The sequence below is a fragment of the Coprococcus intestinalis genome (genome assembly GCF_023656595.1).
GTDB lineage: Bacteria > Bacillota > Clostridia > Lachnospirales > Lachnospiraceae > Coprococcus_A > Coprococcus_A intestinihominis.
Genome location: NZ_JAMOKJ010000002.1, coordinates 84,051 through 105,750, shown reverse-complemented (window position 1 = coordinate 105,750; position 21,700 = coordinate 84,051). Strand labels below are relative to the sequence as shown.

21 protein-coding genes are annotated in these 21,700 nt (G+C 42.8%); 3 read left to right on the top strand and 18 right to left on the bottom strand.

Annotated elements, in window-relative coordinates; all coding sequences use genetic code 11:
* From lepA to gpr, 3 genes are all read right to left on the bottom strand, one after another.
* Positions 1–1,812 carry a translation elongation factor 4 gene (gene lepA, locus NBH03_RS01895; RefSeq protein WP_117527421.1) on the bottom strand — a complete coding sequence of 604 codons (1,812 nt, stop codon included), beginning with the start codon at positions 1,810–1,812 and terminating at the stop codon, positions 1–3.
* A gap of 65 nt (positions 1,813–1,877) precedes the next feature.
* Entirely contained in the window at positions 1,878–3,062 is a 1,185-nt protein-coding gene (spoIIP, locus tag NBH03_RS01890) for a stage II sporulation protein P (RefSeq protein WP_015514603.1), read from the bottom strand.
* Positions 3,063–3,137: 75 nt separating this feature from the next.
* Positions 3,138–4,109, bottom strand: coding sequence for a GPR endopeptidase (gene gpr, locus NBH03_RS01885; RefSeq protein ID WP_227081949.1), 972 nt, complete (start codon positions 4,107–4,109; stop codon positions 3,138–3,140).
* A gap of 188 nt (positions 4,110–4,297) precedes the next feature.
* Here gpr and rpsT point away from each other — a divergent pair, with 188 nt between their 5' ends.
* On the top strand, positions 4,298–4,561 hold the full coding sequence (gene rpsT / locus NBH03_RS01880) for a 30S ribosomal protein S20 (protein WP_215689551.1): 264 nt from the start codon (positions 4,298–4,300) through the stop codon (positions 4,559–4,561).
* A 143-nt stretch (positions 4,562–4,704) separates the two neighbouring features.
* Here the strand turns inward: rpsT and holA are convergent, their stop codons facing one another.
* The 8 genes from holA to hydE form a co-directional block, all read right to left on the bottom strand.
* Entirely contained in the window at positions 4,705–5,688 is a 984-nt protein-coding gene (gene holA, locus NBH03_RS01875) for a DNA polymerase III subunit delta (RefSeq protein ID WP_215689552.1), read from the bottom strand.
* Positions 5,689–5,736: 48 nt separating this feature from the next.
* Positions 5,737–8,103 carry a DNA internalization-related competence protein ComEC/Rec2 gene (locus NBH03_RS01870; RefSeq protein ID WP_250796546.1) on the bottom strand — a complete coding sequence of 789 codons (2,367 nt, stop codon included), beginning with the start codon at positions 8,101–8,103 and terminating at the stop codon, positions 5,737–5,739.
* Between the two features lie 13 nt (positions 8,104–8,116).
* Positions 8,117–9,079: a GerMN domain-containing protein gene (locus tag NBH03_RS01865; RefSeq protein WP_015514607.1), complete on the bottom strand. Its 963-nt coding sequence runs from the start codon at positions 9,077–9,079 to the stop codon at positions 8,117–8,119.
* A gap of 11 nt (positions 9,080–9,090) precedes the next feature.
* On the bottom strand, positions 9,091–10,494 hold the full coding sequence (locus tag NBH03_RS01860) for a sensor histidine kinase (RefSeq protein ID WP_117527409.1): 1,404 nt from the start codon (positions 10,492–10,494) through the stop codon (positions 9,091–9,093).
* A gap of 28 nt (positions 10,495–10,522) precedes the next feature.
* Entirely contained in the window at positions 10,523–11,212 is a 690-nt protein-coding gene (locus NBH03_RS01855) for a response regulator transcription factor (RefSeq protein ID WP_117539008.1), read from the bottom strand.
* Positions 11,213–11,222: 10 nt separating this feature from the next.
* The gene (locus tag NBH03_RS01850) at positions 11,223–11,852 is read right to left on the bottom strand and encodes a ComEA family DNA-binding protein (protein WP_215689555.1); all 630 of its coding nucleotides are present in this window, start codon (positions 11,850–11,852) and stop codon (positions 11,223–11,225) included.
* Between the two features lie 135 nt (positions 11,853–11,987).
* Entirely contained in the window at positions 11,988–12,419 is a 432-nt protein-coding gene (locus tag NBH03_RS01845) for a DMT family transporter (RefSeq protein WP_015514610.1), read from the bottom strand.
* Between the two features lie 88 nt (positions 12,420–12,507).
* The gene (hydE, locus tag NBH03_RS01840) at positions 12,508–13,545 is read right to left on the bottom strand and encodes a [FeFe] hydrogenase H-cluster radical SAM maturase HydE (RefSeq protein ID WP_215689556.1); all 1,038 of its coding nucleotides are present in this window, start codon (positions 13,543–13,545) and stop codon (positions 12,508–12,510) included.
* 226 nt (positions 13,546–13,771) lie between these two features.
* Here hydE and NBH03_RS01835 point away from each other — a divergent pair, with 226 nt between their 5' ends.
* Positions 13,772–14,935, top strand: coding sequence for a M20 family metallopeptidase (locus NBH03_RS01835; RefSeq protein ID WP_250796545.1), 1,164 nt, complete (start codon positions 13,772–13,774; stop codon positions 14,933–14,935).
* Between the two features lie 85 nt (positions 14,936–15,020).
* Here NBH03_RS01835 and NBH03_RS01830 read toward each other — a convergent pair whose 3' ends face one another.
* The 7 genes from NBH03_RS01830 to NBH03_RS01800 all read right to left on the bottom strand — a co-directional run bounded on the left by NBH03_RS01830 (position 15,021) and on the right by NBH03_RS01800 (position 20,655).
* On the bottom strand, positions 15,021–15,242 hold the full coding sequence (locus NBH03_RS01830) for a hypothetical protein (RefSeq protein WP_215689558.1): 222 nt from the start codon (positions 15,240–15,242) through the stop codon (positions 15,021–15,023).
* 121 nt (positions 15,243–15,363) lie between these two features.
* Positions 15,364–15,621, bottom strand: a complete 258-nt coding sequence (spoIIID, locus tag NBH03_RS01825; protein WP_117527405.1) for a sporulation transcriptional regulator SpoIIID — start codon at positions 15,619–15,621, stop codon at positions 15,364–15,366.
* Positions 15,622–15,734: 113 nt separating this feature from the next.
* Positions 15,735–16,511: an exodeoxyribonuclease III gene (locus tag NBH03_RS01820; protein WP_284703414.1), complete on the bottom strand. Its 777-nt coding sequence runs from the start codon at positions 16,509–16,511 to the stop codon at positions 15,735–15,737.
* A 220-nt stretch (positions 16,512–16,731) separates the two neighbouring features.
* Entirely contained in the window at positions 16,732–17,343 is a 612-nt protein-coding gene (locus NBH03_RS01815; RefSeq protein WP_250796543.1) for a DUF4230 domain-containing protein, read from the bottom strand.
* Between the two features lie 328 nt (positions 17,344–17,671).
* On the bottom strand, positions 17,672–19,465 hold the full coding sequence (locus NBH03_RS01810) for a DUF4839 domain-containing protein (protein WP_250796540.1): 1,794 nt from the start codon (positions 19,463–19,465) through the stop codon (positions 17,672–17,674).
* Between the two features lie 12 nt (positions 19,466–19,477).
* Positions 19,478–20,170 (bottom strand): Rpo12/RPC10 RNA polymerase subunit family protein, encoded by a 693-nt coding sequence (locus NBH03_RS01805; RefSeq protein ID WP_250796530.1) that lies wholly within the window; start codon positions 20,168–20,170, stop codon positions 19,478–19,480.
* 71 nt (positions 20,171–20,241) lie between these two features.
* Positions 20,242–20,655 (bottom strand): MerR family transcriptional regulator, encoded by a 414-nt coding sequence (locus NBH03_RS01800; protein WP_250796528.1) that lies wholly within the window; start codon positions 20,653–20,655, stop codon positions 20,242–20,244.
* Between the two features lie 229 nt (positions 20,656–20,884).
* Here NBH03_RS01800 and NBH03_RS01795 point away from each other — a divergent pair, with 229 nt between their 5' ends.
* Positions 20,885–21,616 (top strand): DUF554 domain-containing protein, encoded by a 732-nt coding sequence (locus NBH03_RS01795; RefSeq protein WP_250796526.1) that lies wholly within the window; start codon positions 20,885–20,887, stop codon positions 21,614–21,616.
* The last annotated feature ends 84 nt before the right edge of the window (positions 21,617–21,700 follow it).

The window sequence follows — 21,700 nt, the reverse complement described above, 5'->3', positions numbered from 1 at the left end:
TTATTTCTCATCAAGTTTCAGCACGCTCATAAAGGCCTTCTGCGGAATCTCCACATTGCCTACCTGACGCATTCGCTTCTTGCCTTCCTTCTGTTTCTCAAGGAGCTTACGCTTACGCGAAATATCACCGCCGTAACACTTGGCAAGCACATCCTTTCTCATGGCTCTGACCGTCTCACGGGCAATAATCTTGCTGCCGATAGCCGCCTGGATCGGAATTTCAAAAAGTTGTCTCGGGATTTCTTCCTTCAGTTTCTCACACATCTTGCGGCCGCGTTCATAAGCCGAACCCTCAAAGACGATAAATGACAGGGCATCCACATTCTCTCTGTTGACAAGAATATCCAGTTTGCAGAGTTCTGAACGTTCATAACCCTTCAATTCATAATCAAAGGACGCATATCCCCTCGAACGTGATTTCAATGCATCAAAGAAATCATAAATAATCTCATTCAGCGGCAACTCGTACTTCATCAACGCTCTTGTTGTCTCAATATATTCCATGCCAAGGTATACACCGCGGCGTTCTTGGCAAAGATCCATGATCGGCCCGATAAAATCTGTTGTCACCATGATCTCTGCAGACACAATCGGCTCTTCCATATATTCTATTTCTGAAGGATCCGGCATATTCGACGGATTCGTCAGTTCAATCATCTCGCCGTTAGTCTTATGGATTCGATAAACAACGGAAGGTGCCGTTGTGACAAGATCAAGATTGTATTCTCTTTCCAGACGTTCCTGAATAATCTCCAGATGCAAAAGGCCAAGGAAACCGCATCGGAAACCAAATCCAAGAGCCACCGATGTCTCCGGCTCATAATATAAGGAAGCATCGTTCAACTGAAGCTTCTCCAGCGCATCTCTCAGATCCGGATACTTGGCACCATCTGCCGGATAGAGGCCGCAGTAAACCATCGGATTCACCTTCTTGTAACCCGGCAAAGCTTCTGCACACGGATTCTCCGCATCGGTGATCGTATCACCGACTCTTGTCTCCTTCAGGTTCTTGATGCTGGCGGTCATATAACCAACCATACCTGCCGACAACTCATCACACGGAATATACTGGCCGGCACCAAAATAACCGACTTCCACTGTCTCGAACTCTGCCCCCGTCGCCATCATCCGTACCTTCGTGCCTTTGGCGATCCTGCCTTCACGCACCCTGAAAAATACAATAACCCCTTTATAAGGATCATAAACAGAGTCAAAAATCAGCGCTTTCAACGGCGCATTCTCGTCGCCTGTCGGTGCCGGGATCTTCACAATGATCTGTTCCAAAACATCCTCTATATTAAGTCCATTCTTTGCTGAAATTCTCGGCGCATCCTCAGCTTCAATACCGATGACATCTTCAATCTCACTGACAACCCTGTCCGGATCCGCACTCGGCAGATCGATCTTGTTGATGACCGGCATCACGTCCAGATCATGATCCAACGCAAGATAAACATTGGCCAATGTCTGTGCCTCAACACCCTGTGCCGCATCCACAACAAGAATTGCACCATCACAGGCTGCCAGACTTCGTGAGACCTCATAATTAAAATCCACATGTCCCGGTGTGTCTATAAGGTTATAAATATATTCTTCGCCATCCTTGGCTTTGTATACAATACGTACAGCCTGGGACTTAATCGTAATACCACGTTCACGCTCAAGCTCCATATTATCCAGTACCTGTGCCTGCATCTCACGGCTGGTCAGAGTACCTGTCTTCTCAATGATGCGGTCTGCCAGTGTTGATTTGCCGTGATCGATATGGGCAATGATACAAAAGTTTCTTATTTTACTCTGATCTATATGCACTTTACATTCCTCCTGCTTTTTCACTGGAATAAGTATAGCATACACAGCCAAAAATGTACAACAGGTTATTTTCCCGAAAGCACCGCATACAGGATATCTGCCAGCGGTTCCATAGCATTTTTGGCTTCTGCAACGGTATTGTTCTGGGCTCCCACCTCCACAAGCAGTGAACGCGGCTTGAAATGCAGATTATACCGATAAGCCCTCAGATAAATGTGACGTACTAGTTCAGGAAAATAAGCTTTCGCCTTCAACTGCAGTTGGAGGCTGAAAGCCAGATTGTCCGATAAATTCGGGTTTTGTGCAAAATCATTGACATCACCATTCGAATTTCTGCACAAGCCATTTAAAAACATGATCTTTGCCGTCTTTTTTCCATTTATTTCCGTTTCCAGATGCACATTGTCCGGAACCCCATCTCTATGTAAATCGATCGTCACTTCTATTGAAGGATGTTCATCCAATAGATTCTGCACAGCCACTGCTGCCTGGGAATAAGCCTTATTTCTGTCTTCTTTGCCGTCTTGCATATCATAGACAGATAAATCATGGCAGACTGCCACATGATATTTTTCCTCCAGCACTTTTTTCAGCTGTTCTCCCACACCTACCACTGTATCATCCGCATTGCCCGCTTCACTGTCTGCATAACCTTCCTGGGAATGTGTATGATAAATCAAAATTTTTGGTTCTGCTCCATCCAAATCAATGGTAAGATCCTTTTGCAGCAGATCCGTTCCGTTAATAAGTTTGCTATTTGCCAATGTTGTCGGATCCACTGTATAGAAATGTCCCAAAAGGAAATCATAATCCATCAATGCTTTTTCCGAATAAATTTCTCCTGTAGGGACACCGGCCAACGTTTCTACATATTCTGTTCCGGCTTCACTTTCTGTTTCTGCTCTTTCACTATCTTCCTGTGCCTTCCTGACAGCTTCCGAATTCTCCCCGGCCATATCCTCCAGAAGCACTGCTGTATTTTCCTCTGCAACAGCCTCCAGATCTTCCGGTGACGGCATATATTCCGCCACCCTATACTTTTTTTGTTTGCCGTCATAATAAAAGGCTGCAAGATTCGCCTGATTGACGGCACCTTTGAGAAGTCTTTCAGAAAACCTGCGTCCCATCTCTCTCCATTCCCATTTGCTCCCAATCTCAACTCCACCAAGCTGCAGCCCGATATCAGCTGCCAGTAATCCAGTCAATATCCAGGCACCAACCCGCACCAGTCCTGTCCTTTTTAACTTCATACATGCCCCCCTGCTGTCAGCCGATTCTCTGTCTTTGTCCACTTCTATACAGTATATTCACAAACAGACAGATTATTATAATCGATGGCACAGGGAATTGAATGCCTCAGAAATGGTATAGCTGATTCTTCCTACGGCTTCATCTATATCCTTTGGCGTAACAAACAAATTTGACATTTGCGGTTCCATCAATTCACGCATCAGCAGGTAATTTTCTTCATGATTAAACTGCTCGGTCACTTTCACCGCTTTTTTCAGCATTTCATTCTGATGAAGGACCCCTATCAGTGACTCCATCGTATCTGCCACAATTGTTGCCGCATCAATGACCGTCGGCATGCCTACGGCAATTACTGGAATCCTCAGATTTCTTTCCGACAATTCATAGCGTTTATTGCCGATGCCGGCTCCGGGATGAATCCCTGTATCCGTCAGCTGAATGGTGGTTACCAGCCTTCGTATACTTCTCGCTGCCAGTGCATCCACCGCAATCAACAGATCCGGATGAACCTCTCTGACAAGTCCATGCAGTATCTCCGCCGTTTCCATGCCCGTCTGTGACATAACCCCGGGGATCACCGCACATACATTCCCCATATCCTTCACAACCACCGAATCTCTGCCGTATTTTTCAAACAGATGCCTTGTAATAAATAAATGTTCCACAACAAGGGGCCCCAGGGCATCCGGTGTGATCTCCCGATTTCCGATACCTGCCACCAAAATTTTTTTATCTTTCAGATCCGGCAGCAGCTTCTGCAGCTGACGGCACAATACCCCTGTAACAGCCTGTTGATAGTCATCATTCCCATCCGGCAAATGCACCGCCTCAACTGTAATATATCTTCCCATGGGTTTTCCGATCACCTTTTCTCCCTCTGCATCGACAATCTTCACATCTATCACTTTAATCTGATAGTCCGGATCAACCGTTTCCTCTATTTCAACTCCCGGCAGCTGCTGCCCGTCATGCTCACTGCTGTTATAAAAGCGCTCCGCATACTCAATCACCAGATCACTGTGCATATTCTCATTAACAAAATCCATATCAAGCTCCTATCTGATTCTATCTTTTTCACACCTTCCCTACTAATTTTTTGCAATCTTTTTTATTTTTATACTTGACAAATCTTGTCTGCTCTTATATTATATAGAAGTATGTTTACATTAGACGTCCGTGTCCGGGTTAATGCATAACACATCTATAAAATGATTATCGTTTGGAGGTGTACGAATTGGCTAATATCAAATCTGCAAAGAAGAGAGTCCTTGTTAATCAGACAAAGGCTTTAAGAAACAAAATGATTAAATCAGGTGTTAAGACAGCTGTTAAGAAAGTAGATGCTGCTATCGCTGCTGGTGATAAAGAAGCTGCAAAGGCTGCTTTATTAAGCGCAACAAGCGTCATCGACAAGGCAACATCCAAAGGTGTTTACCACAAGAACACTTCTTCCAGAAAGATCGGAAGAATGACAGTTGCTGTTAATAAGATGAACTAATATCTGTAAAGATAAACTTAAAAGAAGTGTACAAACCCTCAGTACACTTCTTTTTTTTTGCAAATAGTGACGCAAAAGCATGCATGCGGCCTATTCTCTTCCAAATGGTAAATGGCTGCACACCATGCACAGCCATTTTATCATTATGCCCTGCTGTACTTTTGTATCATCAGCTCTACAGCCAGGCGGTCCGTAATCCTTCCGGTCTTGATCTCCTCTTCCAGCTCCGTTCCATATGCCACGGCCTCTCTGAGTGCAGTAATCTCAAAATGTCTTCCAAGAGAAATATTCCGCTTCACGATAAAATCCCGAATTGCCGTTTTCTCCGCAATTGCCGATGCCGGATATCCCTTCACTGCAAGATCCCTGACCTCATACAGCGTATTAAACTGTTTGATCATCAGATACAAAATACGCATCGGCGGCTCTTTCAAGGCCACCAGATCATCATACAGCTGCATTGCCCGTTTCTGATTCTTCTCAGCCACAGCACTGATCATATCAAAAACTTTGTTCTCCACAAACACGCAGCAGACCGCATCCACGTCTGCCTTTTCAATCACCTGACGATGCCCCACATAACAAATGAGCTTCTCCATCTCCTGGCGCATGCCATTCATATCATGCTCCACCAACTGAAGGAAATACTGCATCGTCTGTTCCTGAATCAGTTTGTTCTCCCTCTTAACAATTCCTCCGAGCCACAGCATCAGCTGTTTATCCCCGGGCATTGTCAGGTTCGCCGCATATCCCGTCGATGAAACAGCCTTAAAAAGCTTACTGCGCTTGTCCACCTCAGATTCCACAAAAACAATACATGTCGTCTCAGGAATATGTTTCATATATTCTGCCAGAGTCTCATGACCCGACGTCTTAAAAAATCCACTGTTCTCTACAATGATCAACCGGTAATCACTGAAAAAAGGAACGGTATCCGCCATGGCTGTCAGTTCCTTTTCATCAATACCCTTGCCCTCAAAACAGGAAAAATTCATGGTATCGCCCTCGTTGATCATTGCTTTCTTCAGCTTATCCCTGTACTGATTGCGCAGATAAGCTTCATCCCCATATAATAAATAAACATTCTTAAATGTTTTCGTTTTTAAGTGTTCGTTTAATGTCTTCATAAACGCCTCCATTTGTCAACTGTTATGAGTGTACCACATTTTTCTGTCTTATTTCAACCATGTCTGTAGAAGAAACTTTCCTTTTTTGCAGGGCATTATCACCGCTCCCGTCTTCATTGTTATATAGACCTGTATATCGGCTTTCTGCATCCGTTCCAGCGTTTCCGGCGCCGGATGTCCGTATCTGTTTTTTCTGCCGCAGGATATAACGGCCATCTTCGCCTTTGATGCCTTCAAAAATTCTTCACTGCTGGAATATCCGGAACCATGATGCGCTGTTTTGAGAACATCCACATCGGATATTCCGTCTTTGTTCAAGACATTCTCCACTTCACTTGAGATATCGCCGGTAAATAAAAATGTCGTGCCGGAAGCATTCACCCGCAGCACCATGGACTGATCATTCTCAGACTTTTCTTTTGCTTCCCGCCCGGGATAAAGGCACCAAAACTGCCAGCCGCCGCTCTCCCACCTGGTGTCTTCACTAATATAGATGACTTGCGCGCCATTTGACACTGCCAGATCAGCCAGTTCCCTAACGGTCTCATCTGTTTCGGAGACCGCTGTCAGTACAAGATGTCGAATCTTCTTCTCCAGCAAAAGTTCCCGAACACCGGATATGTGATCCTGATCTCCATGGCTCACACAGGCATAATCAATGCTTTTCTCTCCATAATAATTCATAAAAGGAATGATTCTGTATTTTCCAACGTTTTGGACATCTGAACTGCCGCCATCGATCAGCCATGTTGTCCCATTGGCTGTACGCATAAATATGCCGTCACCCTGCCCCACATCGATAAACGCCACCATCGGATACATTTTTCTGATGGGAATTAAAATAAACAGACCGGCCAACATCAGCAGCCAACTCTTTTTAATCAATATTTTTGCGATATCCGTATGCTTAAACCATTTGTGTTCCGGCAAAGCCAGCAGCGCAAATCCGATCATCAATCCATAGTCTATCAATAGCCACGCTGACGGCGGCACGCCTGTTCTCCATACCGAAAAAGGCATAATAAGCATTTTCTCACACAAAAATCGATTAAACTGCAAAATGAAATGCAACGTTCCGCCGCAAAATCCGGCCATGCTGATTGAAAGCAGACTGACACCGCCTGCGCCAAGGGCCATTGGTACAAACAGATTCATCAGCGGCAATACAAGCAGATTCAGAAAAAAGCCGACTAGCGGGACTGCGCCGTAACAAAATGCCGTCAACGGAAGTGTTCCTATCGTCACTGCTGCGGATGGGCCTATATAACGTATCATTCTTTCTATCCATTCTCTTATCGTTGTCTTTACCCCCATGGACTTTTTTAAATGTTCTATTTTATAATTCCTGGTCTTTGCATATTGCCATGGAATACATTTCTCTATGGCTGGCCAGAGAACGCCAATAGACAGCACCGCTGCAAAAGAAAACCAGACACCTGTCTGCAGAATAGACAGAGGCCGGCTCACGAAAAGAATCAATACTGAAAAACTGAGTGCAGAAAGAAAATCATAAGTACACCCCAGGTAAACAGCTCCCATTCGTACAAGAAACATAATAACTGCCCGTTCGGTTGACGGTCCAAATCCTGTCATCACACCATAACTGAGCACAATAAACCCCGAAAGGCACGCACTGCCCTTCAACCCCACCCCCAGACGCTTGAGAAGTGTGTATACACTCATACCAATGATGGAAATATGCAGCCCCGAAATTGCCAGCACGTGCACAATGCCCGCCTGTATATACAACTGCTCTGTTTTCTCATCCATTTCTGCTTTATCCCCTGTCAGAACTGCGCGGACAACGCCTGCATCTTCCTCGTTTAAAAATGATTGATAGCGTCCGCACCAGAATTTCTTTATTTTATCAAGCAACGCCGGGTAAGAATTTCCTTTACCGACAATGGTATAACCATCCGGCCGCATGATATAAGCAATGCCTTTTGAACGATAATAAGACGCCCCGTCAAATTGTCCCGGATTGGATGCTCTTTCAGGTTTTTCAAGTATACCGCGCACTTCAATATCATCGCCGACTGCCACCGGTGCATCTTTTTCCATATAAAGAAGCAGCTTCTTTTTTCGGCCGTTGATATCTGCATCCGACAATGTGACTGCCAGTGTTTTCTCCTTCGCTTCACTTTGGCAGATCATTCCCCTTGTATGTATGAACTGATTTTCCATAGATGCATCTTTGACATCTGTCATTGCATGATCAAATATGACAAAACCCGACACGAAAAAAACAGGCAGCAACCAAAACAGCCGTTTTTCTTTCCAGGGCTGTCTGATTCTGCCTGTTATCCATACAAAAAGCACAATTCCTGCTGTGCCGTAAAAGAGCTTCTGATCACCGGCAGCCCAAATAACTCCCAGTGTATATGCGACCCCAACCCACATAAGAGGTCTCGACATATGTCATTCTCCTTTATTGTACAACCAAATCCGGTTTTGCTGTCATTTCATTCATCAAAACGACACCATCCGGTTCTTCCTCTATTAACTTGCCATCCACCGTTATCCGGACACGCTGTATATCACTCAATTCGGTCAGCGAATTAACAATACCATAGACATTCAACCTGAAATCCTGTCCGTCTATTTTGTTCAGGAATTCTTTACTGAAATCCAACTGACACAACCCATCATTCACACTGACACTCTTCAGCAGCGTATCCTGGGATACAACAGGTTTGTATTTATCTGACGGATAGCCCTGCATTAAAGTTCTAACGACCACTTCTGCCATAGATTCCGTCTCCGGATAGTGAATTGTCTGGTAGATTCTCACCAGACCACTGCCGTCTTTTGCTGCAAAATACAAACAAAATCTGGCCTCCTTCACATGCCCCTGACTGCCGCTTACCTCCGAAACATAATCCGAGTTCTTCATACGCAGTGTATTGCCATTCGAATCTGTCAGCCAGCTGCCGTCAACATTGAAAGAAACATAATCAATAATACCGCCAAACTGCGTCATCGTCTTGACAATTGCTGTCCGTACAAGCATCTCCGATGTTCTGGACAACTGTTCATATTCCTGTGAAAAATAGAGTGTCAATGTTCGGCTGTCCTTGTCGTATTGATATTGCTGCACTTTGACAGATGAAGCAATAACCGCTTTATAATTCTTATCATCCGGTGACACGGCAAGCGCTTCCATACACTCACTGATAATCCCGTCCTCCGTTGTTGAACTGAGCTGATAAGCAAATGCTTTGATCTTTGTCTCATCATTGTTAATATAATAAATATTATAACCTGTTCCTGTATCCGCATCATCTTTCTCACTCTGACTTACCGAAAGATGTCGGATATTCTGACACCCGCCGCTGACAAGAATCATTATCATCAGCAGGAGTGCCGCCATACAGCGCCAACTTCTTCTCATCTTATCTCTCCTTACTGCTTGATATACGTCAACGGTATTCTCACTGAAAATGTCGTGCCTTCATCCTCTTTACTGGCTACCTTGATCGCACCGTGGTGCATCTGGATAATATTCTTCGTGATTGACAATCCGAGTCCCGTTCCCCCGGTTTCTCTGGAACGCGCCTTATCCACTCTGTAAAAGCGTTCAAAAATCTTGTCCTGGTATTCCTCCGGTATACCGATGCCCGAATCATCAACCGTAACATAGAAAAACTTATGATCAGCATCCAGCGTCACCTGTACCCAGCCGCCTGCCACATTATATTTAATAGCATTCTCAACAAGATTGGATAATGCCAGTGTCAGCTTAACCTCGTCACATTCCGCCGTTACCGGCCTGTAGCTTTCAAGCACCAGTTCAATATTTCGCTTGGATGCAATCGGTTTCAGCCGTTTCAAAATAGACTCAAGCAGATCATTGATCGCCACGGATGCAATATTCAGATCCGCCTCTGTCTTGTCCATCTTCACTAATGACAGCAAGTCATTAATAATGATGTTCTCACGATCAATCTCTTCTCCGATATCCTGCATAAATTCGCGGTACAATTCTACCGGTGCATCCGTCTGCATGTTCAGAGAATCCGCCAGCACCTTCATTGAAGTCAATGGCGTCTTCAATTCATGTGACACATTGGAAACAAATTCCTGTCTGGAGCTCTCAAGTTCCTGCAGTCGATGCAGCATCGTATTAAAGGCTTCTGAAATCTGTTCCACTTCCGAAAAGCCCGTCAGATTCACTTCCTCATCAAAGAAACCATCCGAAATCCTGTTGATGGAGTTCGCCATATCTTTGAACGGTTTTGTAAAGCTCCTGGCCATCACCAGAGACATGAAAACAAGTACCAGTCCAATGCCGATGACCACAAATGTGATTGCCTGGGTAATGGTGTCATAAGTGTCCGTCAAATCCTTACAGGACATATAAAAGAGGATCATTCCCCGGATCTCGCTCTTATCATCCTCATTGTCATCTCTGATCACATAGGTCAGCCAGATTTCATCCGATGCCTTGTCATAATAAGACTGCTCATTGTTCTGGAGCGCCTGTACAACGGCTTCAGACACCAGTTTCTTGCCCGACAGCATACCGTAAGTATCCATCCTCACATCAAAATCTGCATTTGTCACAATAATACGGCCGTCATAAAGACCGGAAAACTGCCGAATCTCTCCATCAATCACATCTGAATTGCCACCTTCCAGATAATCGGTCTGCAGCATCTCTTCTGCAATCTGAGCACCGTAATTGCGAACAAGATCCACACGATTGGCCCGGATGTGATTCATCATATAATTAATATAAAAACTCTGTAAAAATATAATCGGAATGATCGCCAGTGCGATCATCGCAAACAGGAGCTTAACATGCATGCTCCTGAAAACTGTTCTGAACTTTTTCTTACTTCTGGAAGAAATAACCAACACCCCATTTTGTATGTATATATTTAGGCTCGCTCGGGCTGGCCTCAATCTTCTCTCTCAAACGTCTGACATGAACATCGACGGTTCTGACATCTCCCGGATAATCATACCCCCACACCAGATTCAAAAGATTCTCTCTGTTGAAAACCTTGTTCGGATTCGTGATCAGAAGTTCCAGCAGGTCAAATTCCTTGGCCGTCAGATTCACTTCCCGATCGCCAATAAAGACTCTTCTGCTGTCCAGGTCAATGCGCATCTCTCCGGAAACAATGGTACGCTCTGCAGGCTGTTCCTGCTTTCTTCCCTTTGTACGACGGATGATCGCCTTGATACGTGCCTTGATCTCCAGAATATTAAAAGGTTTTGTCACATAATCATCCGCGCCGTATTCCAATCCCAGAATCTTGTCCATATCATCACCTTTGGCTGTCAGCATGATAATCGGCACATCCGATTTCTCCCTGATCATCTGGCAAACTTCAAATCCGTTCAATTCCGGAAGCATCACATCCAGCAGAATAATGTCATAATCATTCTGCATGGCCAATTCATAAGCCTCCTTGCCGTCATAAGCGGCCGTTACTTCCATTCCATCTTGCTCAAGACTGAATTTGATACCCTTGACAATCAGTTTCTCATCATCCACAACCAAAACCTTATTCGTCATATCTTACACCTCAATTTACACAAATCAGCGACTGAACCTGTCCGAAAACACCCTCTTTAATTCCCGGGACCTTTCTCAGATCTTCTATAGAAGAAAAATTGCCGTTGTTTTCACGATAGGCAACAATGGCGTTTGCCTTCGCCTGACCGATTCCCGGCAGTGTCTGAAGCTGCTCTGCAGTCGCTGTATTAATATTCACAAGTCCATTGGACACTTCATCTTCTGTATACTCTGGATCAGCTGCTGTCTCTCCTTCCGCCGGCACATAAATGCGCTGGCCGTCTGTCAACTGATCTGCCAGATTCAATTGCTGCAGATCAGCATCATCCGCTGCGCCGCCGGCCGCTTCAATCGCCTCATAAAGCCGCGTACCCGCCGCCAATGAATAAACATCCGGCTGTCTGACATGACCGCAGATATAAACATATATCATCTCCGGTTCTGCACATGCACTTTCTGTCTCAGCCTTATCTGTATTCTCCTCCGGCGTCATGTCCAGGCACTCTGTCTCCGATGCCGTCTCCTCTGCTGTCTGCCACTGAATATCCGACGTCCTTTTCCCATCATAGAGAAAAAGACTCCCCGCCGCTGCAATAAATAGAATCGTCAGCAGCATTTTAAGGTTCTTCAGTCTTTCCATATCTCTCCTTCCCCGGAGAGAACAGATATACAAAAGTCACACATTTAATTTTACAAAATAACCTGTGCGATTACAAGCATTTTGCAAATTTATTTTGGTTTTATTTTCAAATCAGCGACCGACATCTCCACAGCTTTATTTCCATTTCACGATCATGATGCCAATGATAGACAGCCCCAGTCCCAGGACTTTTGACCACTGAAAATTTGCTTTATCCACTCCAAAAAGACCAAAGAGTTCAATCAGATACGCCGCCGCTATCTGTGAAACCACAATGAGCTGCGCCGCTCTTGCCGGCCCCAGCTGATCCATACTGACAATCACTGTCAAGGTGATAAACGCGCCGATCACACCGCCAAGAAGCATATACTTCGGGCTGACATCCATCAATGCCGTCACACTGCTTCTGTCCCTGATGAGCCAGGCTGTAATACAGACAATCAACGCTGACAGCTGTACCCATCCTGTACTGACCCACAAACTTGTCTGTTTCGTCACTTCGGTATTCAAAACTCCCTGAATACTCATTAATACCCCGGATATCAGTGCCACAATCCATCCAACCATACCAACAACCGCCTTTTCTGATTATTCAATCTGCCGATGCGGGCGTTTGCTCACACCTGTTGATATAGTATAGAACATTCAGACCATTTTATGCATGTTTGAAATCACCGCGGTCCACAACAAGATGATAACCCACCGATGCCATACGATTCTCCATACAACCTCTGCATTCCGCTGCCTCATCCCCAGTGCAGATCTTGTTGTCATACAGTTCATACTGTTTACGGTTCGCCACCGGCGAAAGATTTGGCATCACCACATTGCATCCCGCCAGCATTCCCTGTTCACGGCCTGTAGCTTTTATAGTGCCCAAAGCCGTTGTTGCAGGCAGAAGTACATTCGGAAACATGACTCTGAGAACGGAAAGAAGATAAATCGTCAGATCATAGCTGCCTTTCTCTTCATGGGCAAACGGCGTTTCATGATGCGGCAGAAACGGTCCGATACCGATCATCTCCGGCTGCAGATCATGCAGGAAAATCAAATCTTCTGCCAGGCATTCAAATGTCTGCCCCGGCGCCCCCACCATAAAACCTGCGCCCACCTGATAGCCCAGCTCCTTGAGTGTATAAAGACATTCCTTGCGATTGGCCAGGGACATTTCTTCCGGATGCAATTTTCGGTAATGTGCCTCATTGGCTGTCTCATGACGAAGCAGATATCTATCTGCCCCGGCTTCTTTTAATCGCTGATAACTTTCCCGTGAACGCTCACCGACGGACAAGGTAATGGCGCAATCCGGATAGTCTGTTCTGATGCTGTGGACAATATCTTCCATTCTGTCATCATTAAACCACGGATCCTCGCCACCCTGAAGGACAAAGGTTCTGTACCCCAGGCGATAACCGCTCTCACAACAGGATAAAATCTCCTCCTTCGTCAGCCTGTATCGCTCAAGGTATCGATTGTCCCTTCTGATGCCGCAATAATAACAATTATTCCTGCAGTAATTTGTAAACTCGATCAATCCACGGATATAAACATCATGTCCGTAATACTTCTCCCGAAGGCGTACCGCCTCTTTTCGAAGTATTTCTCTATCCTCTGCATCTGTGTTCGCCAACAATTCGACAAACTCCTCTTTCGACAAAATTCTATTCCGGATTAACTTTTCAACTAACTTCATATCTAAAACCCCATTTTAAATCAAAATTTGCTTTTCCTACAAGTATACCATGAAAAATACGAAATAACCAGACGAGGGACATGTATACATGAAGGATATGAACACGCAATCGTTCCTTGAAGTTTTTCAAAATCCAAGAATCTATCAGATTGCTGCCCTGTCATATTGACTATTTAATAAACCGGCGTATACTGAATTTTGTAGAAATAAACAGGGAGGATTTACAATGTCACTTTTAACATCTGCTGTCTCCATGACAAAGGCAATGGTTCAGATCGATAGTACCGATCCAGGTACTTATGAAAAAGCCATGGCCGACTGGATTGAGCAGCAATTATCTGATTTATCTAATGTTTTAATTACCCGGGAGAATGTTTTGCCGGGACGTCCGAATCTGATGGCGGAAATTCCCGGGCCCAAGCATCTTCCAGCCCTGGTTATGATCTGCCATATGGATACCGTTGTCATCGGAGACGGATGGACGCTGCCGCCTTTTGAAGCCATTGAAAAGGACGGGAAAATCTATGGCCGGGGCGCCTGCGATATGAAATCCGGTCTGGCCTGCTGCCTGTCCGCTTTTATCATGGCAGCCAGAACACTCCATGCCTCCGGTCAGGCTCCAAAAAGGACACTCAAACTCATCTGTTCTATGGATGAGGAAGACTTTATGCGCGGTTCTGAAGCCTGCATAAGGTCCGGCTGGGTCACTTCCAAAGACTGGGTCATCGATGCAGAGCCGACAAACGGACAGATCCAGATGGCGCACAAAGGCCGTACATGGTACGAAATTGATGTGGAGGGTCATACTGCCCACGCCAGCACCCCATGGAAAGGGGCTGACGCCATCGCTGCCATGGCTGAAATTATCAGCGCACTTCGCCAGGACATTCTTAATGCCCCTTCCCATCCGGATATGGGCATTTCAACCGTCACGTTCGGTCAGATCACCGGTGGTTATCGTCCTTATGTTGTACCGGACCAATGTAAGCTGTGGATCGATATGCGTCCTGTACCGCCTCTGAACACAGCAAAAACAACCGAATTTGTACAAAACGCCATCCATCTGGCTGAGGAAAAAGTCCCGGGTGTCAAAGCCGCTTACACTATCACCGGTGACCGTCCGCCCATCGAAATGAACCCGGATTCTCCGCTTCTGACAGAATTAAAAAAAGCCTGCCATCATGTGACAGGCCATCAACCGGAAGTCAGCTGCTTCACCGGCTATACAGATACCGCAGTAATTGCAGGACAGCTTGATAATCAAAACTGTATGTCCTACGGTCCCGGCTGCCTTGAAGCTGCCCATCAGCCGGACGAATGGGTAGTGATTGATGATATTATCCGCTGTGAGAAGGTCTATCATCAGCTTATTTCTTCTAATATACTGTAAAATATTGTAGAGTAGGTTAGAGGGCTTTGCCCTCTTTCCCCTCATCAAACCGTGCATGAGGTTTTATCCAACTGACTCGCTATCGCTATTTTGCAAACCAGGCTGTCAACTGATGTTTCTCATCAAAAGTCACGAGACTGCCCTCATCCAAATGGCGGTCATAAAGCATCCGGTCCGATGCTCTTACAATCTGTCGTTCGCCATTCTCATCTTCCAGCCAGACGCTATCCATGGCTTCTTCGCCATCCGGTCTGCCCTCGCAGCCATAATCTGCTTCATCAATTCGAACAATTTTATAACGCTTCATTTCTGTCACCTCTTAATGTTTTTTACACATTATTCATCTCTTATATGTCTGCCCTCCTGGCTTCTTCTCTCTCTTTTTTGTAAACCAAAATACAGACTTCATTCCTTCTTATTTTGCATTCTTATGAAATCTGCTGATGCAGATATTTCTCTTTTGTAGCCAGTCCGCCCCTTATGTGCCGTTCTGCCTTATTGACATCCAGCACTTTTCTGGTTTCTGATGCCAGAGACGGATTAATCTCTTCCAGCCTCTCTGTAATATCCTTATGTACGGTTGACTTTGAAATACCAAAACACCTGGCCGTCTGTCGTACCGTTGACTTTGTTTTGATTATGTAATAAGCCAGTTCCACTGCCCGCTCCTCGATATAATCTTTCACGAAAATCCTCCGAAGAAGCTATTTTTTACAGTGTATGTCTAATCACAGGACAAAAGACCAGTGATTGAAAGTTCGATATACTTAAATTCAAAAGGTATTGACACTTTTAAAATCTATTCCTTCAACTCCAACTCAACCGGACAATGATCCGAACCGAATATCTCCTGGTGAATGGATGCCGATACCAGACGATCTTTTAATGCCTCTGAGACAATAAAATAGTCAATGCGCCATCCGGCATTATTCTTACGTGCATTAAAACGATACGACCACCAGGAATATTCACCGGTTTTATCCGGATAAAAATATCGGAAGGTGTCAATAAATCCCGCAGAAAGCAGTTCCGTCATCTTGGCACGCTCCTCATCTGAAAATCCGGCATTCTTGCGGTTGGTCTTTGGGTTCTTAAGATCGATTTCTTCATGTGCCACATTCAGATCACCACAAAGAACAACCGGTTTTGTCTGCTCAAGTTTTTTGAGATACGCTCTCACATCATCTTCCCATTCCATTCGATATGGAAGTCTGGCTAGCTCATCCTTAGAATTCGGTGTATACACATTGATAAGATAAAATGTCTCATATTCTAATGTAATCATACGTCCTTCTGTATCATGCGCCTCGATGCCCATACCATAAGTCACATTTAAAGGCTTGATACGGGTAAATACTGCTGTTCCGGAATACCCTTTTCTTTCCGCATAATTCCAATACTGCTCATATCCCGGCAGATCAAGCTCAATCTGTCCTGCCTGCAGCTTCGTCTCCTGAAGACAGAAAACATCCGCATCCAACGCATTAAAAATATCTACAAAGCCTTTACCCACAACTGCACGAAGGCCATTCACATTCCAGGAAATTAATTTCACTTTGTCATCCTCCTCATCCATCACTTTTTATTTCACGTCCACTTTATTGTAGTATGTTTTTGGAGGATTGACAAGCTATCTCTTATTCATCGCTCTTTGGCGGGTGTTAAAAATCGTGGCAGTCGCCAAGGTCTTGTGCAAGCACGGACTTTTGCTCGTTGCTCGCATAAATAAAAAACCTCCATACCTTTTATAGATATAGAGGTTCCATCTCATACTTGACTACAAAATTATTCCATCTTTACTGCCATTCAATTTGCACATCATAATCAGAAAACATTCCCGAAATCACTGTTTCTGCATTTTCCCTGGCAATATCCAAAACACCTTTTTCAATTGCCTGCTTTTCCATTTTATCTTTTAAATCTTTTTGTGCATCATTCAGATCCTCAACAGTAATTGGATTAAAAATATTATTTGATTCATCCAGTTTTTCAAATGAATCATTATCAATTTCTATCCCTGTAATCTCTACATCAGGCAATTTAATGATAATCATATCTTCATCCTGTGATACATCAGCCTTCGTCAAATCTTTGATTCCGGCTTTAACAATGCCATCATATTGCACGATAAAACTTTTCTCTGTGAACGGAATCTTCCAATCTTTAAATGTTCTGGAATCTGCTTTTGTAATCACATCCGTACACAAATAACTTCCGGTATTCAATTCTGCCGTGGCTTCAAGTTTTTCTTTCACTACCTCAACACTACTAACCGTTTCATGTCCGGCCCCACCAAATATATTTCCCACAAAATGCTTGTAAGCCAGATATCCTCCGCCTACCACCAGTGCGATAATAATTATTAACGATACAATTTTTACAGTTACGCCTTTTAAAACATCTTTCATTTCAATTTCCTCTCTTGTGCTGACGGTAGTGCCAAAAACTACGCCGTTTCTTTTTGATAGTTAGATTATAACATACATCTGTTGCAAAATTCATTCTAAACCTTGTGAATTACCGATCGCTATTTCCCTATTACTGAGAATGAACTGCCTAAAAAAATGTTATTCGGATTTCTTTAATCTGATCAACATCATTCTGTGAAATTACTTTCTTAGGTACCTCAAAAATGCTTTCTATTTCACGAAATTGAAAGCCTGTCTCCTTATACCATCTGAGTATACAAAAAAGGCCGGTTTCTCGACCTTTTTCATTTAATATTTTTTGCTTTCATCACTTTCCGATAACTGATATTGGCTTAAGATAAAACAATCCACTGACGGAATCATATTTTTCTACCTCTGCAGTAATATGTACATTCACCCCAACAGTCACAGAATCCAAATCCGTATTTAAATCCGAGTAATTCACATTTTGAAATTTGAAATAAGGGCCCACCTGATGATTTGAATCATCAATGGCTGTTATAAGATAATCAAACCTTGTATTATAATTTTCATGATGTGTGCAATCAGCAATTTGTCCGTCAAATTCAATGACTCTTTCTTTATATTTGGAAGCAAATTCAGAATATGATTCGTCTATTTCTGCTTTATTGGAAAGCATATTTGATAACTCGGGACAATTATCTACAGTTAAATTTTCCTTACTTTCTGTTTCTGCCTCTGTTTCCTTTGCTGTCTCTGTTTGCCTTATTGTCTCTGTTTCCCTTGCTGGATCATCTTCTGCTTTCATATGATATGTAATAACTACTTCAGCATTGTTAGGAAATATATCTCCCCTCTTAAAATCATCATCACCATTAATTGAAACTGCTTCTGTTTCTCCCTCATCAGTCAATCCAAATTCTATATCATATAAAATATTAGTCTTAATATTTGTAAAACCAAGTTTCTTCAATTTTTCTTCAACATCTTTGTAATTTTCATATCTATAATCAGTCATTGCAGAATCCATCATAATTTCATTTTCTCCAATTTCTCCAATATTTTCTGTGTATTCTACATCAACAGATATCTCATCACTGTAACAGGATATTCGGTAAGATACGTTAACATCTCCGCTGACTTTTAATGTTGTTTCACCTTTTACTGAAGATGATTCTTCACTAACAAATTGTACCAAATAATTTCCCGGTTTAACATCAAAATGGTAATCTTCATCCTCTCCATGTGAAAGTGTTCCTTTATTAACATTATCAAAATTGAATTCTACATCATACCGACTAAATATCAAATTGGGGGCAAAATTAACATGTATATTAACCGAACATTTTGCATACGTGTGATAATTAATAACAATCTCTGAATCACTTTGAAACGTTTGATTTTTATCAAATTTTGTATTTCCATCAATAGATATACTTTCAATCTGCCCTACTCTATCTGATTCTGATGCCTCTAAATCCTCCATTTCCCTAAGCGTGATATTGGTAAAACCATTTTCAGATAAAACATTTTCAATATCTGAATAATTTTTTCCAACACAATCAGCCACTCCAACTGAATTTTGCAAATCGACAACAGCTTTCTCCTTGGTTTCCTTTAAAATATCAATATTTTCTTTATCACCAAAGGAATAACTTATTATATTCAACACAACCAAGAAAATACTCACTATTAATAACACATATTTGCCATACTTCTTTTGAGTTTTTAAAATACCCTTATGGAAACATATAGCTGCTATTAAACTTCCGATCTGTAGAATTGAAATAAAAATTGGCAATATTTTATGTACGCACAAAGCAGCAAAAAGTAAGAGCACCGCAATTAGCATTTCTACTGCTGCGACTTTGTAAAAAAATTCAAGACTATTCCATATGTTGACTAATTTTCCTTTTACCTTTTCTAAATCAGTTATTGTTTCTTTTGATTTTGGCACATCAGCATCAATAACCTCTTCAACATCAACTTTCGCTCCGCAATTTGGACAAAACTTTACCCCGTCCGTAAGTTCCGTTCCACATTCATGGCAAAACTTCTTTTCAGATTCAACTTTCGTTCCGCACTCCCTGCAAAACAATACACCATTAGCCAATTCTGCCCCACACTTTTTACATTTCATTATATTGCCCCTCTATCTGTAACTATGATAAGATATTACAACTGCTGCATTCGGTAAAAATCTTCTTCGAACATATGAGACAGGTTGTCCATTTATCATAATTGATTCAACCACACCTGGCTTTTTCAATAACCCCACTGCTAAATCGTTCAATGGAACACTCTTTACATTTGTAAAACCCGCACTTTCGAATAAAGCCTCCATTGTCACATAATTCTTATCCTCATAATCAAAAACTGCTTTTGGTACTTTTATCTTGTCTCCAAAACCTGAATCATCATCTTGATTATCACCCAACAACCACATGTATGCCATAATTATACAGCATATTAGTCCCGGCATGATCAAACCATAATTTATACCAACATATCCCATACCTATAAATATTACCGACAATATTCCTAAAACTATTGTCAGTTTTATTTTGATTCTTTTGATTTTTTCAGCTTCCTCATTCTTCTTTTCAATCATCTCCATTTTCTTCAACTTCAAAATCCGTTCTGTTTCGGCCTGCTTAATTTCCGCTTCATCTATATGACGATAAACATATTCATTTTCATTCGTCATAATAATTTTACTTCCACAATAAGAGCAAAACACCTGATTTCTTCCTTCTTCGATTGGTAATACTGCACCGCAATCCGGACATTTAACAGAAGTAAACTTAACCGCCATATTTCTCACCCCATTCATTACTTCCAACATTATATCTGCATCTTATATATCTACAAAAGGTCAATTTTCCAGCTCTTTTCATTTTCTTCTTTCATATATAATTAACTTAAATTCTCATGGATTTTCTTGATTCTTTTAATTTGTTCAAGATAATTCTGCTGATTTTCCTTATCACATGGCAAAGCTGCAATCATCCCACAATCCTCAACATATTGAACCCATTTTCTTTGCACCTCCAAATTCTGAATTTTTCCCTCGATCTCCTTCATTCGCTGTTCAAGATAGATGCTCCTTTCCTTTTTCGGCACCGCAAAAATCTCTTTAATTTCCCTTAATTGAAAACCCATTTCCTTATACCAGAGGATTTCCCAGAGCTTCTTCATATCATTTTCATCATACAAACGATAATTTTCTTTTGAGCGTTTTGCCCTCAGCAACCCTTCATCATCATAGTACTGCAATGCCCGCTTGCTTATACCGGACAATTTACTAACTTCTTCGATTTTCTTCAACACGTTCTTTTCCTCTCCGTAATCTTGAGCATACGCTATAACGCTTACGTGATAGCAAGCCCTTTTACGGAACTCCTTCCTTTTGTATTTCATATAAGAACGTGTAAATTTTGCGCGCCTCAAGAAAAAGACAACTTACAAAATTGTAGGAACCCAGACATTTTTTCTTTACTGTTTTCCAGAAAATGTGCTAAACTATACCAGTATTTTTTTTGAAAGAAGGTTTTTATCAATGCCCATAGGTATCATCATCAACGCATTATGCATCTTCGTGGGTGGCTTTATCGGCCTTTTCGCCCGAAATTTTATCAGCGAACGTATCATCACCAACCTGAATATGATTTTCGGACTTTGCTCCATGGGAATGGGTATCAGCTCAATTGTCCTTATGGAAAATATGCCTGCGGTTATTTTTGCACTTATCCTCGGAACCGGCATCGGTCTGGCCATTCATTTAGGGGATAAAATCCGTGCAGGCGCCCTGATGATGGAAAAAGCGTCTTCCAGAATTGTCAAAAGCAGTCCTTCTGCTCTTGATAGAAAGGAATTTACGGAAACACTGATTACCATCATCGTCATTTTTGTTGCCAGCGGTACAGGCATCTATGGCTCTATTGTCTCTGGCATGACCGGTGATCACAGCATTATGATTGCAAAATCTATCCTTGATCTATTCACAGCCATTATCTTCTCCTGTACCCTTGGCAGTGTTGTTTCATTGATCGCAATTCCGCAGTTTATCCTGTTTATGACATTATTTCTTCTGGCCGGTGTCATCTACCCTCTGACAACCCCTGCGATGATCAATGATTTCAAAGCTGTGGGCGGATTCTTCATGCTGGCTGCTGGTTTCCGTATGAACAAATTAACAAACTTTCCAACAGCGGATATGATTCCTGCTATGCTCCTGATCATGCCTTTCAGCTGGATCTGGAGCAGCTTTATCCTTCCGTTGGTGTCTTAAGTCAACAAAAACCCACAGAATACGACTGTTCAGGTGCCCCAGAATTTGATACAATAAATCCATATGGAACTTTACATGCAATTT

Coding starts and splice junctions, on each gene's coding strand:
- NBH03_RS01870 (WP_250796546.1), bottom strand. CDS start 8,103: ATGTCGAGACCTCTTATGTGGGTTGGGGTCGCATATACACTGGGAGTT.
- NBH03_RS01850 (WP_215689555.1), bottom strand. CDS start 11,852: ATGGAAAGACTGAAGAACCTTAAAATGCTGCTGACGATTCTATTTATT.
- NBH03_RS01865 (WP_015514607.1), bottom strand. CDS start 9,079: ATGAGAAGAAGTTGGCGCTGTATGGCGGCACTCCTGCTGATGATAATG.
- NBH03_RS01860 (WP_117527409.1), bottom strand. CDS start 10,494: ATGCATGTTAAGCTCCTGTTTGCGATGATCGCACTGGCGATCATTCCG.
- NBH03_RS01815 (WP_250796543.1), bottom strand. CDS start 17,343: ATGAAAGATGTTTTAAAAGGCGTAACTGTAAAAATTGTATCGTTAATA.
- hydE (WP_215689556.1), bottom strand. CDS start 13,545: ATGAAGTTAGTTGAAAAGTTAATCCGGAATAGAATTTTGTCGAAAGAG.
- NBH03_RS01810 (WP_250796540.1), bottom strand. CDS start 19,465: ATGAAATGTAAAAAGTGTGGGGCAGAATTGGCTAATGGTGTATTGTTT.
- NBH03_RS01835 (WP_250796545.1), top strand. CDS start 13,772: ATGTCACTTTTAACATCTGCTGTCTCCATGACAAAGGCAATGGTTCAG.
- holA (WP_215689552.1), bottom strand. CDS start 5,688: ATGAAGACATTAAACGAACACTTAAAAACGAAAACATTTAAGAATGTT.
- NBH03_RS01795 (WP_250796526.1), top strand. CDS start 20,885: ATGCCCATAGGTATCATCATCAACGCATTATGCATCTTCGTGGGTGGC.
- gpr (WP_227081949.1), bottom strand. CDS start 4,109: ATGGATTTTGTTAATGAGAATATGCACAGTGATCTGGTGATTGAGTAT.
- NBH03_RS01855 (WP_117539008.1), bottom strand. CDS start 11,212: ATGACGAATAAGGTTTTGGTTGTGGATGATGAGAAACTGATTGTCAAG.
- NBH03_RS01845 (WP_015514610.1), bottom strand. CDS start 12,419: ATGGTTGGATGGATTGTGGCACTGATATCCGGGGTATTAATGAGTATT.
- NBH03_RS01830 (WP_215689558.1), bottom strand. CDS start 15,242: ATGAAGCGTTATAAAATTGTTCGAATTGATGAAGCAGATTATGGCTGC.
- spoIIP (WP_015514603.1), bottom strand. CDS start 3,062: ATGAAGTTAAAAAGGACAGGACTGGTGCGGGTTGGTGCCTGGATATTG.
- NBH03_RS01820 (WP_284703414.1), bottom strand. CDS start 16,511: ATGGATGAGGAGGATGACAAAGTGAAATTAATTTCCTGGAATGTGAAT.
- NBH03_RS01805 (WP_250796530.1), bottom strand. CDS start 20,170: ATGTTGGAAGTAATGAATGGGGTGAGAAATATGGCGGTTAAGTTTACT.